General features: G+C 46.6%; 16 protein-coding genes and 1 pseudogene. All 17 read right to left on the bottom strand.

What is annotated here, in order from left to right; all coding sequences use genetic code 11:
- Positions 1-666: a regulatory protein RecX gene (locus B9Y93_RS03405; RefSeq protein WP_244903271.1), complete on the bottom strand. Its 666-nt coding sequence runs from the start codon at positions 664-666 to the stop codon at positions 1-3.
- A 78-nt stretch (positions 667-744) separates the two neighbouring features.
- Entirely contained in the window at positions 745-1,803 is a 1,059-nt protein-coding gene (gene recA, locus B9Y93_RS03400; RefSeq protein ID WP_085492937.1) for a recombinase RecA, read from the bottom strand.
- Positions 1,804-2,148: 345 nt separating this feature from the next.
- A complete protein-coding gene (locus B9Y93_RS03395) occupies positions 2,149-3,417 on the bottom strand; it encodes a competence/damage-inducible protein A (RefSeq protein ID WP_085492936.1) in 1,269 nt (422 codons plus the stop codon).
- Positions 3,418-3,547: 130 nt separating this feature from the next.
- Entirely contained in the window at positions 3,548-4,126 is a 579-nt protein-coding gene (pgsA, locus tag B9Y93_RS03390) for a CDP-diacylglycerol--glycerol-3-phosphate 3-phosphatidyltransferase (protein ID WP_085492935.1), read from the bottom strand.
- Positions 4,123-5,454, bottom strand: coding sequence for a 30S ribosomal protein S12 methylthiotransferase RimO (rimO, locus tag B9Y93_RS03385; RefSeq protein WP_085492934.1), 1,332 nt, complete (start codon positions 5,452-5,454; stop codon positions 4,123-4,125). The genes pgsA and rimO overlap by 4 nt, the downstream gene beginning before the upstream one ends.
- Positions 5,455-5,637: 183 nt before the next feature.
- Positions 5,638-6,132 (bottom strand): YajQ family cyclic di-GMP-binding protein, encoded by a 495-nt coding sequence (locus tag B9Y93_RS03380; protein ID WP_085492933.1) that lies wholly within the window; start codon positions 6,130-6,132, stop codon positions 5,638-5,640.
- A 119-nt stretch (positions 6,133-6,251) separates the two neighbouring features.
- A complete protein-coding gene (locus B9Y93_RS24470; protein WP_169025798.1) occupies positions 6,252-6,416 on the bottom strand; it encodes a hypothetical protein in 165 nt (54 codons plus the stop codon).
- 119 nt (positions 6,417-6,535) lie between these two features.
- Positions 6,536-7,447, bottom strand: coding sequence for a helix-turn-helix domain-containing protein (locus B9Y93_RS03375; RefSeq protein WP_085492932.1), 912 nt, complete (start codon positions 7,445-7,447; stop codon positions 6,536-6,538).
- Positions 7,448-7,517: 70 nt separating this feature from the next.
- The gene (locus B9Y93_RS03370) at positions 7,518-8,282 is read right to left on the bottom strand and encodes a DUF3388 domain-containing protein (RefSeq protein WP_085492931.1); all 765 of its coding nucleotides are present in this window, start codon (positions 8,280-8,282) and stop codon (positions 7,518-7,520) included.
- A 205-nt stretch (positions 8,283-8,487) separates the two neighbouring features.
- On the bottom strand, positions 8,488-8,745 hold the full coding sequence (locus B9Y93_RS03365) for a DUF3243 domain-containing protein (RefSeq protein ID WP_085492930.1): 258 nt from the start codon (positions 8,743-8,745) through the stop codon (positions 8,488-8,490).
- Positions 8,746-8,847: 102 nt separating this feature from the next.
- The gene (gene ymfI, locus B9Y93_RS03360) at positions 8,848-9,594 is read right to left on the bottom strand and encodes an elongation factor P 5-aminopentanone reductase (RefSeq protein WP_085492929.1); all 747 of its coding nucleotides are present in this window, start codon (positions 9,592-9,594) and stop codon (positions 8,848-8,850) included.
- 156 nt (positions 9,595-9,750) lie between these two features.
- Positions 9,751-11,037 carry an EF-P 5-aminopentanol modification-associated protein YfmH gene (gene yfmH, locus B9Y93_RS03355; RefSeq protein WP_085492928.1) on the bottom strand — a complete coding sequence of 429 codons (1,287 nt, stop codon included), beginning with the start codon at positions 11,035-11,037 and terminating at the stop codon, positions 9,751-9,753.
- A 5-nt stretch (positions 11,038-11,042) separates the two neighbouring features.
- Positions 11,043-12,269, bottom strand: a complete 1,227-nt coding sequence (gene yfmF / locus B9Y93_RS03350) for an EF-P 5-aminopentanol modification-associated protein YfmF (protein ID WP_085493939.1) — start codon at positions 12,267-12,269, stop codon at positions 11,043-11,045.
- Between the two features lie 247 nt (positions 12,270-12,516).
- Complete coding sequence (gene sleB / locus B9Y93_RS03345; RefSeq protein ID WP_085492927.1) at positions 12,517-13,299, bottom strand: spore cortex-lytic enzyme; 783 nt, start codon at positions 13,297-13,299, stop codon at positions 12,517-12,519.
- 84 nt (positions 13,300-13,383) lie between these two features.
- Positions 13,384-15,978 (bottom strand): FtsK/SpoIIIE family DNA translocase, encoded by a 2,595-nt coding sequence (locus B9Y93_RS03340; protein ID WP_085493938.1) that lies wholly within the window; start codon positions 15,976-15,978, stop codon positions 13,384-13,386.
- 189 nt (positions 15,979-16,167) lie between these two features.
- Positions 16,168-16,398 (bottom strand): YlzJ-like family protein, encoded by a 231-nt coding sequence (locus B9Y93_RS03335; protein ID WP_085492926.1) that lies wholly within the window; start codon positions 16,396-16,398, stop codon positions 16,168-16,170.
- A 334-nt stretch (positions 16,399-16,732) separates the two neighbouring features.
- Positions 16,733-17,399 (bottom strand): annotated as a pseudogene (locus B9Y93_RS03330) (ClpP family protease); the annotation flags it as partial.
- Positions 17,400-17,629 lie beyond the last annotated feature (230 nt).

Below are 17,629 nucleotides of genomic sequence, written 5' to 3'. Positions count from 1 at the left end.
TTACTCTTCCCGCTCATTGTCCTGCTCCTCAGAAGCCGCTTGTTGCGCTGCTTGTCGAGCAATACCGTTCGGATATCCTCGACGTGCAAGAAACGCAGCTACCTTTTGCTTACGAAGATAGTGCTCACCGCTTGTCGTACGCCATTTTTTGCGCGCAGCAGCTATAGCGCTCTCCAGCTCCTCTTCGGCGCCAAGTCCTTCTAGGGCCTTTACAATGTGCGCAGCGTGCACGCCCTTCTGCTTAAGCTCCTGCTGAACCAAGCGGCGCCCCTTATGATGACGGAAGACCCTCTGCGAGAGCCAAGCTTCGGCGTAGGAGGCATCGTTTACAAGCCACTCTTGTTCAAGCTGATCCAGTACGTTCTCGATGATCTCTGCTTCATATCCTTTTTGGCTTAGGTAACGGAAGAGCTCTACTCTTGTCCTCGGCTTACGCTGCAAATATTTGAGTGATTGCACATAAGCCTTGTTCTTCTCATCTGCTCGAATAATCTCTTCCATAAAAGAAAGCGACACTTCCGCTCCTTTGAGCAATCGATACTTGACCATAACATCTTCATGCACATTAAGGGGAGCAGCGTGTTCAAAGTATATCTGATATCGTCTGGATTGCTGTTCATCCTTCTCCACTCGGACAATAACGGTCGAATCCCTATTCTCTTCCACAAGAGCCTCCCCCTATCATTATTCCCATATACGAACAAGACAAGCACCTTCTCAGATGCTTGTCTCCAACAAAAGCAATTATTCCGACTCTGCATTAAACAGAATGTCTTCTTCCGTCTCATCATCTTTAGAAACATTATTGCCAATTACGGTTGACAAATTGCTGGACTCTCTAATCTTATTCTCTACCGTCAAGGAAATATCTGTGTGCTCCTTAAGGAACTGCTTCGCATTCTCACGACCTTGGCCAAGACGCTCACCTTCGTAGGAATACCATGCACCGCTCTTCTGAATGATATCCAGTTCCGTCCCAATATCGACGAGACTACCTTCCTTCGAGATGCCTTCGCCATACATAATATCGACGTCAGCTTGCTTGAACGGAGGCGCAACCTTATTCTTCACGACCTTGATTCTTGTGCGGTTACCTACAATATCATTGCCCTGCTTAATGGATTCAACACGACGAACATCTAATCGCACGCTGGAGTAGAACTTCAAGGCACGTCCACCAGGCGTCGTCTCCGGATTACCGAACATGACACCAACCTTCTCGCGAAGCTGGTTGATGAAGATCGCAATAGTCTTCGACTTGCTGATTGCTCCTGATAGCTTGCGAAGCGCCTGTGACATCAAGCGAGCCTGCAGACCAACGTGGGAATCTCCCATCTCACCTTCGATCTCTGCCTTCGGCACGAGTGCTGCAACAGAGTCAATAACAATGATGTCTACGGCACCGCTTCGAACGAGGGCTTCGGCGATCTCTAGCGCCTGCTCCCCTGTATCCGGCTGAGACAACAGAAGCTCGTCAATGTTCACGCCTAGCTTACCTGCATATACAGGGTCAAGCGCATGCTCTGCATCAATAAATGCAGCTTGTCCGCCAGCCTTCTGTACTTCAGCTATCGCATGGAGGGATACCGTTGTCTTACCAGAGGATTCTGGTCCGTACACCTCAATAATACGTCCACGCGGAAACCCGCCCGTACCAAGGGCAATATCCAACGCAATGGATCCGCTTGGGACGATCTCAACTTGAGCATTAGTGGATTCTCCAAGCTTCATAATAGAACCTTTACCAAATTGCTTCTCTATTTGACGCAATGCCATTTCTAATGCAGCACGACGATCTGACACAGACTCACTTCCTTCGTTAACGTTGATAGTTTTATCATACCTTCTTTTTTACTCCTTGCCAAGCATTTTTTCGAACATACATTCGTTTTTTTCTTCCCACCCCTCCTCTTTAAAGGAATTTAATCCATATATTTACATTTATTTTATTTGATGCAGATTCACTCGAACCACCACTTGATCTCACTACTGCGAGCAGCATGCCCGCTACACAAAGAACCGCAACAAAGCATTAGCTTCATTGCGGTTCTTCCGCTCCGATATCAAGTACGATTAGTATATCATGTCGATGAATAAGGACGCAACACATGCACCAGCTGCTTGAACCCCTAACTTCTACCACAGACGCTAAATCGTTATAAGCCCTTTGTCCTGAAGCCGCTGCCACAATCGCTGCATGAGAATTTTGACTGCGCGCAGCCTAATCATTTCTCGATTCCCATTAAGTCTAAGCTCATGCGTAACCGTCTCTTCTCCCTTAGCGGCAATGCCGATATATACAAGTCCCGCCGGCTTGCGCTCGGATTGGCCTGGACCCGCCACTCCCGTGATCGAGACCGCATAATCGGTCTTCATCAGCTTCAACAAACCGTCTGCCATCGCGCGTGCTGTCTCATGGCTGACTGCCCCAGGCGCTTGTTCTCCTTCCAGCAGTTCCATAGGAACATTAAGCAGTTCATGCTTCATTTGATTCGAATAGGTGATTACACCGCCTGTGAACATCTGCGAGCTTCCTGCGACCGAAGTGATAAGCTCGCCAAATAATCCTCCCGTGCAGCTTTCAGCGGCTGCCAAGCTCAGATGATGTTTCGTAAACTGCTCCACGAGCACCTGCTCCAGTGATACGTCAGCTCTTGCAAATAAGTATTTCCCCACCCGGACTAGAATTTGCTCTTCCATGTCATTTAGTTTTTGCTCCGCTTCTTGCAAAGACGATGATTTAGTCGCAAGGCGAATTAACACTTCGCCTTCCTTCGCGTATGGTGCGATCGTAGGATCGGTCTGCAGTTCGATCAAATCAATAAGCGATGCTTCAAGGTTCGATTCTCCGATTCCTGCGAACTTCAGCATTCGCGAATAGAGCGTCACCCGCTCCTCAAACAAGTTGTTCTCCAGCCAAGGAATCACCTGTTCCTCAAACATCGGCTTCATTTCTTTTGGCGGCCCTGGAAGAAGAATAAAGGCTGTACCGTCTTGAATGAGCGCATTGCCTACAGCAAGGCCTGCACTGTTGTCAAGCGCATCCGATCCTTCAATCATATGAGCTTGCCGGCGATTGCTCTCCACCATGGCTACCCCGCGATCGCGGAACATATCCTCCATCTTCTGCAAAGAAGGAAGGTGCATTTCCATACTGCGATCAAGCAGCTCAGCTACAACATCTTTCGTAATATCATCCATAGTAGGACCAAGGCCGCCTGTCAGTAACACAAGATCTGCGCGCTCCATCGCCGTGGCAACAACATCTTTGAGCCTTGCTGGATTGTCGCCGACAACTGTCTGATAATACACATCGATGCCCAGCATAGCGAGCTGCTGAGACAGATATTGTGCATTGGTGTTCACTATCTGTCCAAGAAGCAGTTCTGTGCCTACTGCGATCATTTCTGCTTTCATATAAAAATGCCCCCTTACCAGAATCATGTTTGCTTATTCTGCTGCCTGTTTTATGTAAATAAATCATAAAAAAGAGCAAAAAGACAATAGGTCATCCCTACCGGAAATCGCCTATTGTCCCCTTGCTGATTCATGACAAATGAAGCACATTCTTGTTTTTTACAAAATAATCAATACCGGAATACACCGTAATCAAGGCTGCTGCCCATGTCGCAATCAGATCGAAACGAACGCCAATCAGAGCAAACGGGAAGTTGTTCAGAAGCATCGCGATAATAGCCGTTATCTGAACTGCCGTTTTCCACTTGCCCCACTTGCTTGCAGCCACAACCTGACCTTCCAGCAGCGCAACCTGTCTAAGACCGGTCACGGCGAATTCACGGCTGATAATAACAATGGCAATCCAAGCGTCACATTTCCCCATTTCTACTAATGAAATCAACACAGCTGCCACAAGCAGCTTGTCAGCAAGCGGATCAAGGAGCTTCCCAAGACTCGTCACCATCTTGCGGCTGCGCGCAATATAACCATCAAGGCCATCTGTGCTTGCTGCGATAATGAAGATCAAAGCAGCGATGATCTGTGTATACGTAATTGAGAAATCTTGAAACTGAATCGGCTTATAAGAATCAAAGTTCACCAGCAGGAAAAACATCATGATCGGAACTAAGAAGATGCGCGCCAATGTTATCTTGTTTGCCAGATTCACTGAAGACCCTCCCCAGCTAAATCAAATTCCAACGCGTGTGTCACGCGAACTTTAACAATATCACCAATGTTGAAGCTGTCTCCATTGGAAACGAATACTTCTCCGTCAATCTCAGGTGCATCAAAATGAGAACGGCCGATGTATACATCATTGCGTCCGTCGTAGCGCTCCAAGAGCACATCGATGACTTGGCCAACACGCTTCTCACTAACTTCCTTCGATACTTCACGCTGAATCTCCATCAACGTGTTTGCCCGCCATTCCTTCACTTCCTCATCGACATGATCAGGCAGGCGGGTAGCTGGAGTATCCTCCTCTCGAGAATACGTAAATACCCCAAGCTTGTCAAACTTCATCTCACGGACAAAGTCGCACAAGCGATTGAACTCATCTTCAGTTTCCCCTGGGAAACCTACAATAATAGAAGTACGCATCGCTACATCAGGAATGCGGGCACGAATCTTGCGTACGAGCTCTCTTGTGTCACGCTGACGGCCTGGTCTGCGCATACGCTTCAGCACGGAATCCTCGCTGTGCTGCAGCGGCATGTCGATATATTTGCATATCTTTGGATTCGTTGCAATGGCTTCGATTAACTCGTCGGTAAAGAATCCAGGGTATGCATAATGCAGGCGAACCCACTCTATGCCGGGCACTTCCGTTACGCGATTCATCAATTCAGGAAGCTTAAACCCATCATACAGGTCGGTTCCATAATTGGTTGAATCCTGCGCAATCAAGCTGATCTCCTTGATTCCTTGCGAAGCAAGCTGTGCTGCCTCTCCTAGAATCGACTCCATCGTGCGGCTGCGGAATTTGCCGCGCATAATCGGGATGCTGCAGAACGTACAGTTATTGTCACAGCCCTCTGCAATCTTGACATATGCGGTGTAACGATCTCCGCTGACTTTTCGTGGCAGCGCCTGATCATAGTTGAAAATCGGGTTGCCCACAAGAATAGGTCTGCTTCCGGCAAGCGCTTCATCAATGATGTCATTAATTTTGTCAAAATCGCCCGTGCCTACGATTCCATCAATCTCCGGCATCTCTTCCAAGAGCTGTTCCTTATAGCGCTGCGTTAGACATCCGGATACAATCAGGGCTTTCAAATTAGCGGTTTCCTTCAGATCAGCCAGATCCAATATCGTATTTACCGATTCTTCCTTCGCCGCATCAATAAAGCCGCATGTGTTCACAATAATAACAGTAGCTTCTTCATTTTGCTCCACCAGCTCATATCCACGACCATGAATCAATCCAGACATAATCTCTGAATCAACCAAGTTCTTATCGCACCCTAAAGTAACGATTTTAATTTTCTCTGTCATTCATACATCCCCCATTGATGATGTTACGAACATGTTCGCAAAAAATGAGGCGCACATCTCTACTCTAGTGGCCTCTCTCATTACACAAGTATAATACACAAGAAAGCGGATAGTCAAAATAGCCCGACTATTGATTATCTCGCTTCCAAGAGAATCGAGAGTCAAAGACGGGCTTTGGCACGCTTAGCGATAATTGGTAAATTGAAGGTCGAGCGGCAAATTCGCTTCTTGAAGCAGCTTCATGACCGCTTGAAGATCATCCTTGTTCTTACCCGTGACACGAATCTGATCGCCTTGAATCTGACTTTTGACCTTCAGCTTCGAATCGCGAATGAGCGTGTTGATCTTTTTGGAAATATCCTGTTCTATCCCTTGCTTAAGCTTGGTTCTCTGACGCACAGCCCCGCCCGAAGCCGGCTCTAACTTGCCGTAATCCATATTTTTTGCACTGACACCACGCTTAATCAGCTTCGATTCCAAGATGTCAATGACGCTTTTTAATTTGTACTCATCATCAGAGGTAATAACGAGCTCCCCTGCCCCTTTATCCAATTCAATATCGCTCTTGCTGCCCTTAAAGTCAAATCTGCCTTCAATTTCACGCAGTGCTTGTGTAACCGCATTGCTTACTTCTTGAAGATCCGTCTTCGAAACGATATCAAAAGAATTCTCTGCCATCCATTATGACCTCCTTCAAAATCCCTAATAAACATAATCCTTATTATGTATAATAGCACAGGCATTCCTCATTGTAGAAGAATGCCTGCGTTGTACTGCGAATGGTTAAAAACACTCTCTTAATAACGACTGCGAACAGGTGTACGGAACATATCCAGAATCCCAAGCACGATATGTGCAAGACCAAATCCTAGAATGCCGAACCCCCATGCATTAGGCGTTAGGTAGTAGCCCAACAAACTCACAATGATACCCAGACCTGTAACAACCCAACTTGTTGCCATGGTAACACGCCGCCTTTCGATGAGAGTATGAATCGCTGCACTCTTATCTTGTCCGACCAAGTTAAGTTTATTCAGGAGGGTACACGGTTAAGCAGGCTCACTAAATACGAACGGCATCGCTATTCCACATCCGTTGCTGTACCGCTTGTTTGGTCTCCCGTAGGCTGCTGGTTATCCTTCAGCGCTTTCGCCTCGTCATAAGTCATCCACTCGAAATTGATGCGCTTGTTGAAGCCTTTGCCAAGCTCGATCTTCGTTCCAGCAACCGTAACCTCACAACGCTCTGCATTTCCGAATAGCGCTTTGATTCCTGCTTCCGAGATCGTAAAGGACTGATCTTGCCCTTTATCCAAGGAACCGGAAACCAACTTCTCATTGCCAGATGTAAGCGACAAGTAACTTCCATCAACAAGCTTCACCTCAAATGGCAGCGGCTGATTGTCAGGCGAGGAGACGACGACACGATCTTCGGACACTTGAAGCACGATTGGCTCCTGATTAGCTTCAGGCTCTTGCTTCTGTTCTTCCTCCGATTCGCTGCCTGTTCCATTCGAACCATTATCTCCGGTATTAGGACCAGGCTCTACAACGGAATCTGTTATTCCTGCATTATCGGTTGTCTTTTTATCATCGCCATCCTTGCCAGATTGGCTCACGATCACGAGATATATAATAACGATAATTAGAATGAAAAAGGACCACATAAGAATCGTTGTCGCCCATTTTCCAAACCGATCCGTATGCTGTACAGACCGCTTCTTTCTAATCATCGGTTCAATCGTAGTATCAGGCTCAGATACCTGTAATTCCTCCGTATAATAAGGAGAGAGTTCATCAGGGTTCAATCCTACATGCTCCGCATATGTTTTGACAAACGCTCGCACATAAAAGGTACCAGGAAGAACCTTGTAATCGCCCTCTTCGATTGCTTCCAAATAACGCTTGCGAATCTTGGTTGCTTCTTGAACATCGTCAAGTGTCAAACCACGCTCTAAACGTGCTTTCTTAAGTATTTGACCTAGTTCTGACACTTTTTCACCTCCTGTCTGAAATATGGGGTATATATGCTACTTGAACCTATGAACACCATACCATTAATTCTTACAAATCATTATAGTTAATGGTAAATGTTTCGTAGGTAATTTCTTCTTCCGGTGTGTTGCGCAGCTCAATAATATAATCGAAGAAATCATAATCATAGCCCGTTTCCTGCACAAAGATATCCGGGTGCTCAATCACTTTGGTAGATGGCATGTTCATTATCTCTGTCAAGAGCGTCTCGTGCTTCTCATTCGACCGAATCGTTGAGACAATGCCATCGATAATAAAGATGTTGTTCACGTTCATCTCTTCCTCAGACATCTGACTGCGTACCGTCTGACGAAGAAGCGTTGATGACACAAAAGTCCATCTCTTCATTGCACAGACACTGCCTGCTATGATGGATTCTGTCTTGCCTACGCGAGGCATGCCTCTTAAGCCGATCACTTGATGTCCCTCTCGCTTGAACACTTCGCCAAGAAAATCGACAAGCAGGCCTAATTCATCTCTTGTGAAGCGAAAGGTCTTGCGATCATCCGAATCCCTTTCTATGTATCGTCCATGACGAACCGCTAAAATATCGACTAATTTGGGCTGGCGCAGCGCCGTTACCGTAATATTGTCGACTTTTCTCAGCATTCTGCCCATCATTTCAATCTTCTCATCATCATTTGTCTGAAGAAGCATCCCTCTTGTCTTGCCTTCGACACCATTGATCGTTAAGATATTGACCTCAAGCATCCCGAGAAGCGACGCAATGTCACCAAGCAAGCCAGGTCGATTCTTATGGATCTTATATTCCATGTACCATTGTTTATATTCCATGACACTTCTCCCAATCAGACTTATTCGTTATCATTCTACAATACATGGAGGGTAAATTCCACCGCTCAAACGACAATGTTCCGCACATTTAGATCGAAATTGACTAACGATCATTATTATAACAGATAGTGAGCATGTATTCATGTCTGAATTGTAAAAGAAGCGAAAAATCCGGCAGTTACCGTATTTTTCGCCAAAATCAGGGTTATTGACTATTTTTCTCGGCCAAACGAACCATCAAGCTTGCAATGGTCTTTCTTTCCTCTTCATTGCCTACGTCCCAAAGTTCCTTGATTGCGCGTTCCTGCGGATTCTGTGGATCCACCTTGTCATCCAAGAAAGAACCGATTTCGTACGCAAGGTTGTTGATGGTGTCTTCGGTCATTCCCATCGTTTTCGCATTCTTTACGCGATCCCCAAGAAACTTTTTCCACGAATCAAAATTTTTGAGCACAGATGTCATAGGTACGCCTCCTATCAGCAAGTCATATTCAAAAGTACAGTTGTAATATGCACATGCAGAAGAGGCTTTATTCATTCGCTTAAGGCAGCTTCAACTGTAAGCTTACGCCTGCCAGCCTCCATTGGGACTAATCACCTGGCCCGTGACATAGCCTGATTCAGGAAGTGCCAAATAATAAACCAATGAAGCTACCTCTTCTGGGGTACCTAATCGTCCCAATGGAATTTCTTCTTGCAGTGCATGCCGCTCCTCTGTATCCAGATGCTCAATCATGTCCGTATCCACAGCACCTGGGGCAACCGCATTGACGGTGATGCCAGATGGCGCGAGTTCCTTCGCCAGTGCCTTGGTAAAAGCATTAACGCCTCCCTTGGCAGCAGAATACATCACCTCGCACGAGGCGCCTGAGATTCCCCACACCGACGAAATATTGATGATGCGTCCGTAACGCTGTCTAATCATATAAGGCGCAAACAACTGCGAGCACAGGAATGCTCCCTTTAAGTTAATGGCCAAGCATTCATCCCAATCTGCTTCAGTGACATCTGTAAATAAGCCATAATAAGCTGTACCTGCATTATTGACTAGAATGTCTGGCGCAAAGCCTTCAGCTTCAAGCTTCTCCTTCATTCGCTGCAACTGCTCAGTTGATCTTAGATCCGCACTGATGGTCATCACTTCACTGCCGTAGCTCATGCATCTTCTTGCCACTTCGTTCGCTTGTTCATGCGACTTCGCGTAATGAATAACAATGCGGTATCCTTCTCTCGCGAAGCGGGCTGCGATTGCCGCTCCAATCCCCCTGCTCGCTCCTGTTATTAATACCGTTGTCTCCCCAATTGGCTTCATATGCTACTCTCTCCCTAATGATGGATTGTAATCATACCTTGAAAAATGCTAAGCCCTGTTTTGTTTGGATCAAATCTGCAGTTAGCATGTCCTGCTTACACGAAGCAAAAGGCGCACCTTCGCCGAAGGTACGCCTCTCTTGTTGAAGTCCGTTGTTTATGAAGATGGCTGTTCGACAATCGATACAGCTAACCGATCCCACTGAAAATGATTGCGGAGTCGTTCATTAATCTCATCCACAGTCAAAGATTCGTACACTGACAGTATATCAAACAAATCGGTCTCACGGAACTTGTATTTGGTAAATTCATTGGCTATCGATTCAGGTGAATTCAGCATCCGAAGATAAGATCCGATTCGCTTATTGCGAATGCGATTGAATGCTTTGTCGCTGAAGCCTTCCTGCTTCTTCTGCTCAATTGCCTCTTGCACCTGACGGACCAGTTCATCTGGATCTTTCGTCTCTCCTCCAATGATGGAGAAGGCATAATTCGGATCGCAATTGAATTCATGCCCAATATTATCCGAAGTAAGCCCTGACTCATACAGGCGCTGAGACAGCGGAGAACTGCTTCCAAGCATTAGATCCATCATAATCCGCGTAGAGAGCTCATAGCGCAGCAGGTCTTTGCCGGTAATGCCAGGCTTTGACTCCTTGCAGCCAAACAAGCACTTGGATTGCGACACTGGAAGCTTCGTCACAAGTTTTTCCTTTCTCACCGTATCGGGCTCTTCATCAAAGATTCGCTGAATCTCTCCTTGCGGCTTATACTCTTTATTTCCTTGATTATCCCTAACGAGTGACATGATGCGCTCAGGATCAACGCCGCCTACGACAAACAAGATCATATTGGATGGATGATAAAAAGTATGGTAACAGGTGTACAAGGTTTCCTTCGTAATCGTTTGAATGGACTCCACGGTTCCCGCAATATCGATATAGATCGGATACGCTTGATACATCGCCTCAATCAATCCAAAGTAAACTCGCCAATCCGCATTGTCACGGTACATATTGATTTCCTGCGCAATAATCCCCTTTTCCTTCTCCACATTCTCGTCAGTAAAGTAGGGGTTCTGTACAAAATTGATAAGGGTTGTCAAGCTGTCTTCGATTTGATCCGTTGCGGAAAACAGATATACCGTGCGATCAAAGCTCGTAAAGGCATTTGCAGAAGCTCCTTTTTCCGAAAACTTCGCAAAGATATCGCCTTCTGGCTCCTCGAACATCTTGTGCTCTAAAAAGTGAGCGATACCATCCGGTACCGTCACAGCCTCTTCACCCACGACCTGAAAGTGATTGTCCACGGAACCGTATTTGGTCGAAAAAGTGGCATAGGTCTTATTAAATCCCTGCTTAGGAAGCACATAAACTTCTAGGCCATTATCCATCTTTTCAAAATAAACCGTCTCCTGCACATGATCGAATACTCGTTTTTCCATGGTTGTTACGCCTCCTCCCGATTACGCAGCTCATAGATGGTATCTAATCGGAAAGTTCCAGCAGCCGCTTGAATATCTTTCACTTGAATCGCAGCTATCTCATCGATTAATTGAGATGTTGTTCGCTCGCGTCCCGATAAGACACGGTTGAAGTCAAAGCCGATCATTTCAAATGCGGAATCATCAATCTCGCGAAGATGATTTGAGATCATCGCTTTTGTCTGGGCAAGTTCCAATGTCTCAATCTGACCCTGCTCCATCGACTCAAGCTGCTCCTTGATGATTGACGTTGCCTTCTCCATAAGGTCAAATTCCACACCTGATTGAATCGTCATAATTCCCTTATGTCCGTCATAACGCGATGATGCGTAATAAGCGAGACTGTTCTTCTCGCGTACATTGATAAACAGTTTGGAATGTGGATATCCACCCAGCACTCCGTTATAAAGCAAAGCAGCAGGATACTCGTTATCTTGATAAGCAATCGTTGTACGCAGTCCCATATTCAGCTTGCCTTGTGTAACTTCCAAACGGTCTACAACCTTATTCGGCTCCCCTGAGCGAACATTAATTGTTGTTTGCGAGTAATTTTTCTCCTCTGAGCGCTTCACTTGGAAGGAAGAAGTAATGCACGACTCAATCTCCTCCAAGGAGGTATCTCCAATCACATATACATCCATACAAGCCTGCTCAAGCCAGGATTGATATTGCGAATACAGTGATGTCGAATTGATATCGGCCAACTGGGCTCTGTCTCCCAGCGGATGAAGGCGATAAGGTTCGTCTTTGCACATTTCCTCTACGCAGCGCTCTTGGGCATATCGGATCTTATCATTGACGATTGCCTCAAGACGCTTGCGAACGGTTTCTTTCTCTTCTTGAACATACTTATTGCGGAACACGCCATCCTCAAGCACAGGTGACGTGATCACATCGCCTAAAAACTGAAAGCCTCTCTTAAGCAAGGATTCGCTAGTGTGAACAAATGCATCATTAATGATATCCATTCGGAACTGAATGATTTGGTAATCCCCACGCTTATACACGTCAAAGCCAAAGCCAGCTCCATACAATTCGTCAAGGCGCTCGCGAAATTGAATCGTCTCTGGGAGAGCTGTCGTTCCTCTTCGAAGGACAAATGGGGTCAGAGCGACAGGAGTAACTGTCTCTTCCTTCAATGGAATGCCAATGTACACGGCGATTGCAAAAGTTTTGAAGCGCTTTGTCGGCATGACATGTACACGCACTCCATTAACCGCCCCACGCTCAAAAGCTGTTCGTTGATTTGTCACGATCCATTTCTCCTTTTCCCCGCATCGATGAATACGGTTCCTTATCCAATTATATACACCTTACCATTCATTAATAAATCGTATTTAAGGATCTATGAACATATATTGAACAATTTGCTGCAGTACGTCCATAAATGCCCGTTATACAAAAGGAAGAAGCAAGTTCACCTTGCTTCTTCACTATGTGTTACATACAGAATATATGCTGGCCAATTGTTTTGACTTGAGGCCTCGACCAGATCCACTTTGATGTAGCCGTCTTCGGATTGAAGTAGTATAGACAACCTCCCGAAGGATCCCAGCCATTAATAGCATCCTGAACGGCACGCTTTGCCGTTTCATTCGGCGTCAAATAAATCTGGCCATCTGCGACCGCAGTGAATGCTCCAGGCTGGAAAATGACGCCTGACACCGTATTGGGGAAGCTAGGCGACTTCACACGATTCAAAATGACGGCAGCAACAGCCACCTGTCCTTCATAAGGCTCTCCTCGGGATTCCCCGTATACCGCATTCGCCATCAGCTTGATGTCATTTTCGGAGAAGCCCTTATTATTGGAGCTGCCAACATTCGAATTATTAGAGCCTGAACTTCCAGAGCTAGAACCTGAGCCGGTCCCTGAGCTAGAGCCAGTATTAGCCCCTGGCTTCCATTTCTTTGTTGCGTTGTAGAGCTTTAATTTGGTTTTTGGACCGGCGATTCCATCCACTTTCAACCCGAACTCGGATTGAAACCATTTTAAAGAATTGCTTGTCTTTGAACCAAATATACCGTCAATATCTCCATAGAAAAAGCCTAAAAACTTCATCCGTCCTTGGAGTTCACGTACATCTTGACCTGTGGAGCCCACCTTCAAGTTCACATTGCCAAACGTCTCAACCGCTTGAGGGATATACTTAAGCTGGTATGCTCCAAACAGGATGGCTACAAGACATGCTGCAATCCAAATTACCCGCTTCCGTTTTCTCATAACCTAACGTCTACCTCTCTCTCGTATATTTGACAGGGAAAGTAAACTTATTATGAGAAAATAGGAAACGTTCTATGCATACTGTTAAGAAGACATCTTCGTCTGCTGGTACTGCTCAAGCGTGAGCAACACTTCCCGCGGCCTGCTGCCATCCGGCGGTCCTACAATACCTTGCGTTTGCATCGATTCTATAAGGCGGCTTGCCCGGTTGTATCCTACTCGCAGTCTCCGCTGAAGAAGCGAAGCCGAGGCTTGCTGGCCTTCAAGCACAATCTGAACAGCTTGTTCGTACAGCTCGTCCATCGGCTCATCTTGATCCATGCCATTCTCATCAATCTCAGGGACCAAGTCTTCATTATATTGCGCACTTTCTTGCTCTTGGCAATAGGTGACAACCGCTTCGACTTCCTGATCTGACAAGAATGCGCCTTGAACGCGCACTGGCTTAGAGGAGCCCATCGGCAGATAGAGCATATCTCCTCTGCCTAGAAGCTTCTCAGCTCCCGCCATATCCAGAATCGTTCTCGAATCGACTTGAGACGAGACGCCAAACGCGATTCGTGAAGGGATGTTGGCTTTAATGACGCCTGTAATGACATCGACCGATGGCCGCTGGGTCGCAATGATAAGATGGATGCCCGCTGCACGCGCCATTTGTGCCAAGCGGCAGATCGCGTCCTCCACATCATGAGCGGCTACCATCATCAGATCCGCCAGCTCATCAACGATAACAACGATGTAAGGAAGCACCATCTCTTTATTGTCTTCAACAAGCTTATTATAGCCTTCGATGTTGCGTGTGCCAGACTTAGAGAACAGCTCGTAGCGCTTTTCCATCTCAACAACAATCTTCTTGAGAGCTAAAGACGCGCGTCTAGGATCTGTTACAACGGGTGCCAGCAAATGCGGAATGCCATTGTAAATATTAAGCTCTACCATCTTCGGGTCAACCATTAAAAATTTCACTTCATCGGGCTTCGCCTTGTATAGAATACTTGTGATAATCCCATTAATACAGACGGATTTACCGGAACCTGTAGCTCCCGCAACCAACAGGTGAGGCATTCTTGCAAGATTGCCAATGATCGGCGTACCTGAAATATCTCGTCCGAGTGCAACCGTCATCTTGGAAGGCGCATCCATGAAGGTTGGCGTCTCCATTACTTCGCGTAGCGTGACGACAGATACCTCATTGTTCGGCACCTCGATGCCAATCGCGGACTTGCCTGGAATCGGCGCCTCCATTCGAATGTCTTTGGCAGCCAGAGCAAGGGCGATATCATCGGAGAGATTGACGATTCGGCTGACCTTAACTCCAATATCAGGCTGAATCTCAAATCTTGTAACAGCAGGCCCTCGAACAACCTGCAGTACCTTTGCGCGCACACCAAAACTCTCCAAAGTTGCTTCGAGCTTCCTTGCCATTTGCATAAAGTCTGCTTGATCCCCACCCTTGCCCCCGCCCTGAGGACGAGAAAGCAGTTGGAATCCAGGAAGCTTATATGGCTTAATTGGCTTCGGAGGTGCTTGTGTAAGGACTGGCTGGCCTTCTAACTGCTCTTGATTCTCCGACATATGATTCTCTTCCGTATGGACGGGTTCATCCATCACGTCTGCCTCAGCATCGCCAAGCCCCACAGGCGGAAGCGCAGCCATCTTCTCTATTGGTTCATTCCAATCATCTTCGGTATCATCGTTACCCGCTACTTCTTGACTAGATTCGGACCAAGACTTCTCATAATTAAAATCATGGAACAAAGGTTCTGCCGCTTGCTCAGCTTGCTGATCGACGGGTTCCATCTCTTGTTGTCCTTGATCATGTGAAGGGACAAATGGCTCTTGATCCAAAACGACGCCTCGAGCCGCTCTCTTCTTAGAAGATTTGGGCATTGGCTCTCTCCACTCATCACTCGCATCCTCATCTTCATAAGGATCCTCCACCTGTCGACGGAAGCCAAACAGCTGAAAGAAGACAGGCGTTTGACCCTTTCTTCGCTCGGTGCCGTACTCTTCTTCGTCTTCGGTGAAGTCTGGAACGACTTCAGGACGAGCTTTTTGGGCTTGCTGCTTCTGTTCTAGCTTGCGTTCATTCAATTTAGCCTTATGTTTCTTTTTAAGCGCCTTGATCAGCTTGTTAAGCTGTTTGCGCATCAATCTGACCAGTTCCACATATGACAGTTGAGCGGCAAGCATAAAACCGATGATAAGCAAGACAATTGTCATCAGCTTGGTTCCCAAGGCACCAAACAAGCCGTACAGCAAGCAATATGCCGCTGCTCCTATGTAGCCTCCGCTAATATTTTTGTTCCACATATCGCTTGCAGTGCCTGTTTCTTTCGCCTGCAGCAAATCAGATTGCAGTGTATTATGTATCGCGTGGAAGATCTGGCCTGCGCTTACATTCTCCGCCACAGGAAGCAATCGAAGCTCTACTGCATTCAGCGTGCTCATCATGGTTAATGACAAGACGATGCACATTAGGCCTGATTTGCGTGAGCTCCAGCCTTTTGGCCAAGAGCGCTTGATCATGACGGCCAAGCCAATATAAATGAAGAGAAGTGGAATAACAAAGTAGAATTTGCCGAGCATTAGTCCAAACAGCTTAGACAACGCGCGACCGAAGGCGGCACCGCCGGATAGAGCGATGACAGCGCTTGTAATCAGCAATATTCCATACATCTCATACTTCAAGCTTTTACTAAAGGACTGCTTCTTTTTCCTTCTTCGGGCCAAATGTTGTCACCTCCAACGGACATTATACCACAGAACAGCCGTTCTTACTATTCAACGGTAACCACAACTTAACTATACTCTAATTTCCAGAACATGCAAAAAGGCACCTGCTAGGTGCCCTAAAAACATTATGATTTACTCATTTTGATTGATTTCGAACACAGGAATTAATGTTCCCGGCTGATAGGCAGGATCCAAATAATCGTCAATGGACATACCGAGCACGAGTCGTTCAATTCGCATTTCTTGAGGAGACACCTGTTCCACAAGCAGGGTCCTACCATTTCGCTTCATTTCCATATGCATAGGAGAAAAAGTATCGTTGCCCTCCAGCACAACTTCCATAGGCAGAATAGAGTACAGCATTACATGCCCCCCTCTGATTGCGAACTGCTGTTGGAGCGCGAATCGTTTTGTTTACCCGCATACTGTTGGCTTTCATATTGGTTGTGCATTTGCTGCTGTCCTTGCGATTGATTATTGTTCCCTTGTCCCTGATTATGGGGCTGATTCTGAATATGTGGCGGTTGTCCTTGGGCTTGCTGTTGGTTCATTCCTTGCTCTTGACCGTGCTGGTTCGAACAGGAGGCTTGAGATTGTTCTCCGCCGTTATTGCCTTGCTGCTGTTGATTGCCCGAGCCATTGGTGGCATTCGCTCCGTTATTTCCTTCCTGCTTAGGCTTGGTCTGTTCATCAATCGCCCGCTTGGCTTCGATCAATTGATTCAAGTGGTACAAGGCAGCCGATACGCCTCCAACTTCATCAATTAGACCCATTCGAACAGCATCCGTCCCAATTACCGTCGTGCCTATATCTCGAGTAAGCTCCCCGGTTTTAAACATCAGCTGCTTGAACGTATCGTCTGAGATGCGGGAATGGCTGGTCACGAAACGTACTACCCGCTCCTGCATTTTATCGAGATATTCGAAGGTTTGCGGCACGCCAATAACGAGACCTGTCAGCCGAATGGGATGAATGGTCATGGTGGCGGTCTCGGCAATGACAGATATATGCGAGGCAACTGCAATCGGCACACCGATGCTGTGACCGCCTCCAAGCACGAGTGTAACTGTTGGCTTCGATAAGGAAGCAATCATCTCTGCTATTGCCAAACCTGCTTCCACATCCCCACCTACTGTGTTCAGTGTAATCAGCACACCCTCGATCTTGGAATTCTGCTCAGCGGCAATGAGCTGAGGAATAATATGCTCATACTTCGTCGTCTTATTCTGAGGGGGCAGGATAATATGGCCTTCAATTTGTCCGATAATATTCAAGCAGTAAATATTCGATTCGCTAACATTGGGTGTAGAGGCGGTTCCGAATTGCTGAATGCTCTGAACGGCTGGAGGCATGCGATCCCTCATTGGATCAGTTGGCGCTGGCGGCAATGAGGGGGCATAAGGCGAACCTGGCTGCTGCTCATTTTGATTTTGTTCATACTGCTCATATTGATTGTTTCTATTTTTTTGTTTGTTGCTTAAGATATAGGAGTATTGGTTTAAGAAAGGATTTCTTCTTCCGCTATTGTACTGGGACATGTTGCTCCTCCATTCTCTGCATACAATCTCTGCATGTACATTCCTAGGTATAGGTT

The organism is Paenibacillus aquistagni, assembly GCF_900177815.1.
Taxonomy (GTDB): domain Bacteria; phylum Bacillota; class Bacilli; order Paenibacillales; family Paenibacillaceae; genus Paenibacillus_B; species Paenibacillus_B aquistagni.
This window is presented reverse-complemented; position numbering and strand designations above follow the sequence as displayed.

Coding starts and splice junctions, on each gene's coding strand:
- B9Y93_RS03395 (WP_085492936.1), bottom strand. CDS start 3,417: ATGAAAGCAGAAATGATCGCAGTAGGCACAGAACTGCTTCTTGGACAG.
- rimO (WP_085492934.1), bottom strand. CDS start 5,454: ATGACAGAGAAAATTAAAATCGTTACTTTAGGGTGCGATAAGAACTTG.
- B9Y93_RS03380 (WP_085492933.1), bottom strand. CDS start 6,132: ATGGCAGAGAATTCTTTTGATATCGTTTCGAAGACGGATCTTCAAGAA.
- B9Y93_RS24470 (WP_169025798.1), bottom strand. CDS start 6,416: ATGGCAACAAGTTGGGTTGTTACAGGTCTGGGTATCATTGTGAGTTTG.
- B9Y93_RS03370 (WP_085492931.1), bottom strand. CDS start 8,282: ATGGAATATAAACAATGGTACATGGAATATAAGATCCATAAGAATCGA.
- B9Y93_RS03365 (WP_085492930.1), bottom strand. CDS start 8,745: ATGACATCTGTGCTCAAAAATTTTGATTCGTGGAAAAAGTTTCTTGGG.
- ymfI (WP_085492929.1), bottom strand. CDS start 9,594: ATGAAGCCAATTGGGGAGACAACGGTATTAATAACAGGAGCGAGCAGG.
- yfmH (WP_085492928.1), bottom strand. CDS start 11,037: ATGGAAAAACGAGTATTCGATCATGTGCAGGAGACGGTTTATTTTGAA.
- yfmF (WP_085493939.1), bottom strand. CDS start 12,269: ATGCCGACAAAGCGCTTCAAAACTTTTGCAATCGCCGTGTACATTGGC.
- sleB (WP_085492927.1), bottom strand. CDS start 13,299: ATGAGAAAACGGAAGCGGGTAATTTGGATTGCAGCATGTCTTGTAGCC.
- B9Y93_RS03340 (WP_085493938.1), bottom strand. CDS start 15,978: ATGTATGGAATATTGCTGATTACAAGCGCTGTCATCGCTCTATCCGGC.
- B9Y93_RS03335 (WP_085492926.1), bottom strand. CDS start 16,398: ATGCTGTACTCTATTCTGCCTATGGAAGTTGTGCTGGAGGGCAACGAT.